This window comes from Prosthecobacter sp. (assembly GCF_029946185.1).
Taxonomy (GTDB): Bacteria; Verrucomicrobiota; Verrucomicrobiia; order Verrucomicrobiales; family Verrucomicrobiaceae; genus Prosthecobacter.
Genome location: NZ_JAQSEA010000303.1, coordinates 7,025 through 10,900 on the forward strand (window position 1 = coordinate 7,025; position 3,876 = coordinate 10,900).

The following is a 3,876-nucleotide window of genomic DNA, read 5'->3' on the forward strand; positions in this document are numbered from 1 at the left end:
GCGGCAGGATCGAGGACGAGGACGAGGACGAGGACGAGGACGAGGACGAGGACGATTTCGCTACTGCGGAACGCCTTGACTGCTTGACCTCTTGACGGCTCGGCTCCCCCTACACCAACACCGCTGGCGACTGTTCCTCCAGCTCTTCGATGGCGGTCAGGCGGGCCTGCTCTTCATCGAGGTCTTCGTGAACTAGCACGGTGTCGGATGGCTCGTCGTCGGGAGAGGCTTCGGCATCGGAGCCATCTTCGGCCTCGCCCTTCTTCCTGCGGTTGGGCTGGTTCGGGGCTTCGAGGGCGAGTTCCTGGACGGTCTTGTCCATGGTGCGGGTGTCTTCGGTGGTCATGCGGACGCCGACGGGCTTGCTGACGCCGAACTCCTGCATGGTGACGCCGTAGATCACATCCGCGCGGCTCATCGTGCGCTTGTTGTGCGTGACGATGATGAACTGGGAGTTGTCGATGAAGGCGTCCAGCATCTTGAGGAAGCGACCGATGTTGGTTTCATCCAGCGGGGCGTCCAGCTCATCCAGCACGCAGAAGGGGCTGGGCTTCACCTGGTAGATGGAGAAGAGCAGCGCCACGGCGGTCATGCTGCGCTCGCCACCGGAAAGGAGGCTGATGGTCTGCAGCTTTTTGCCGGGGGGCTTGGCGATGATTTCGATGCCGGTTTCCAGCGGATCGTTTTCATCCACCAGCATGAGGTCGGCTTTGGCGGCAGGGCCGAAGAGCTCGCGGAAGTTGTTGTTAAAGTAGCCGCGCACCGCCGTGAACGTTTCCACAAACATGATCTTCGTGGTCTCGTTGATCTTGGCGATGACCTGCAGCAGTTCGTCCTTGGATTTGACGAGGTCGTTGTGCTGGGTGTCGAGGAAGTTGTGGCGTTCTTCGAGTTCTTCGAACTCCTGGATGGCGTCGAGATTGACCGGGCCGATGCCTTCAAGCTTCTGGCGCAATTCATAGACGACCTCCATGACGAAGGCCCAGTCGGGCTGCGCTTCTTCGCCGGGAATGACGACCTCGTCGATGTCCACTTCGTCATCACGATTGGAGACCGCGCGGATTTCGGGAACTCCGGTTTCTTCAACGGCTGCCTCAGGCTCTTCCGCGTCTTCGTTGGAGGCTTCGACGCCATCAGCAGATGCGCTGGACTCGGCTGCATTGGACGCGCCTTTTTTACCACGAGTGCGGTTCTTCTTCTGCTCTTCGATGGTGACCATCAGGACGTGGTAGTCAGGCTCAAAGGCTCCGATGTGGAAGCTGTAACGCTCCTGCACCTGATTGATGAGGTTTTCGAGACGCAGATCCACACGGGTGAGTGTGACTTCGGCGCGGTTGCGGGATTCGTTGAGGCCATTGAAGCTCTGGCGCAGTTGCGTGAGCTGGGCTTCGAGCTGGCTGACCTGCTCAAACAATGAGGCGCGCTCTTCCGTCTTGGATTGAAGGTGTTCTTCGATGGCGCCGATGGTGTCGCGCTGGGAGGCAATCTGCTCTTCAAAGCGGGCGTTTTCCGCCTCGCTCTGCTGGATGCGCATGCGCCAGGTGTTCATCTCTTCAGAGAAGCGGTTGATGCCGGCCTGAAGCTCCTGCAAGCGGACGCCGAGGGGGGCTTTCTGGCGCTCGATGGAATGCAGGGCGCTCTGCTCAAGGGCCAGCGCGGTGCGCAGTTCATTGAGGCGCTCGCTGGATTCAAGCTCACGACGGAGGAAGGACTCCATCTCAAGTTCGAGTTCGTTTTCGAGGGCGCGTGAGGTGGCCAGTTGCTCCTGCGCGATGGCCACTGCTTCGTTAAGCTGCTGGATCTGGCTTTCAGAGCCGCCGATGCGGTCCAGGATCTGGTTCTGGTCCCACTCGACGCTTTCGAGTTTGGCAGTGGCCTGCTGCAAGGCGCGCTGGACGACGCTGATCTTGCCCTGGAACTGCGAGAAGCCTTCACGCGCACGCTGGGACTGCTCGCGCAGGGAGACTTCCTCGCGCTGCATTTCTTCCAGCTGCGCGGTGACGTTGTTCACCGCGTCCTCCTTCTCCATGTACTGGTATTCGAGGGCTTCGACTTCCGTGCGGAGCTGGCGTACTTCGGCCTCACGGCGCAGCGTGGAGGAGCCTTCTTCCTTGGATGCACCGCCGGTGATGATGCCGTCATGCGTGATGAATTCACCGCGCATCGTGGCGATGGCGAGGTGCGGCATCTCGCGCTTCATGCGCAGGGCGGTGTGCAGATCGTCAACGATGACGACATTGTGCAGGAGGTGATCCATGAGGCTCTGCACGCCGGTCTTGACGCGCACCTTGTCGGTGGCCCAGGCGCGGGCACCTGCAGGGAGAAGCTCGCGATCTGCGGCGCTGCGCAGATGGCAGAAATCATGCGGCACCAATGCGGCGCGGCCCATCTTGTGATCGGTGAGGCGGTCGATGATCTGCGCGGCGAGTTCGCTCTCCGTGAGAAGGACAGCCTGCAGGTGATCTTTAAGCGCGGCTTCGATGGGAGTGATGAAGTCGGGCTCCACTTCGATGCTGGAGGCCAGCAGACCGCGCACGCCGACGCTGTACACGTCCGGGTTGTCGAGGCCGCTGATGACCTTCTGGGTGCCGGCGGAGAGGCCTTCGCCTTTTTGCAGAAGCTGCTCGATGATTTCGAGGCGCGACTTGCGCTGGGTAAGATTGCGCTGGAGGTCGTTCAGCTCGTTGTTCATCGCGTCGCGCTGGCGGCGGCGTTCGATGATCTCGCGGGCGCAGTCCTTGGCCTTTTCGTCGAGCTGGTTGCGCGTCTCTTCGAGTTCCTGGATGTTGCGCTGCAGTTCGTCGAATTCGATCTGGCTCGTCTCACGCGCCTGCTGCGAGGTGTGGCGATCATGCGCGAGGGATTCGTGGCGCTGGCGGTCGCCGGAGATCTGATTGGTGAGGGACTGCGCACGGGCTTCGCTGGAGGCGATCTGGCCTTCAAACTGGCGGATCGATTCGCGGATGGCGCGGCGGTCGCTTTCCAGGCGGTTGCGCTCCGGGATGATGTTCTGGTGCTGTCCGGCGTGCTCGTTCACGGCAAGCTGGCGCGTCTGGATGTTGTCAGTGATGGCAAGCAACTGCTCATCGGCGTTCGCGAGGTCACGGCGGGCCTGATCGAGCAGTTCTTCGTTCGAGGCGATCTGCTCTTCGTTCTGGCGGATGCGGCCTTCGAGTTCCTCACTGCGCTCGCGGTTGAAGCCCAGGCGGCCTTCGGCGCTCTGCATCTGCGAGCGGAGCTCCTGCGCCTGCTGGCGTGCCTGGCCGATCTGGGACTCCAGCGCGTGGTAGGCCTCGCGGGTCTGCGCGGCTTCGGCTTCGGCGATCTGCAGTTTGGACTGAAGCTGCTCGATCTGCTGCGCCATCATGCGCACCTGATTTTCGGACTCGGATTTTTCACCGGCAAATTCGGAGTACTGCTTGTGCGCGAGATGGGTGTCCAGCAGGCGGGTATCTTCCAGCAGCGTCTGGTAGCGGCGTGCCTTGGCGGCCTGACGCTGCAGCGTGCCCATCTGGCGCTTCACTTCCGCGACGATGTCGGCGACGCGGAGCAGATTGGCCTCGGTGTAGTCGAGCTTGCGCAGCGCTTCCCGCTTCTGCGATTTGAACTTGGTGATGCCGGCGGCTTCTTCGAAAACCGTACGGCGATCTTCCGGCTTGGAGCTGAGAAGCATGTCGATCTGGCCCTGCGCCATGATGGAGTAGGCCGCACGTCCGATGCCGGTGCCTGCGATGAGGTCGTGGATGTCTTTGAGACGGCAGATGGTGTTGTTGAGGCGGTATTCGCTGCGGCCGTCGCGAAACACGCGGCGGGTCAGTGCGACTTCGTTGAAGTCCACGCTCAGGGTCTGCTCGCAGTCAGCCATGGTCAGCGTGA

General features: G+C 61.6%; 1 protein-coding gene. It reads right to left on the reverse strand.

What is annotated here, in order from left to right; all coding sequences use genetic code 11:
* Window positions 1-109: 109 nt before the first annotated feature.
* On the reverse strand, window positions 110-3,876 hold a 3,767-nt coding region (gene smc, locus PSV43_RS24695), incomplete at its 5' end, for a chromosome segregation protein SMC (protein ID WP_300204011.1).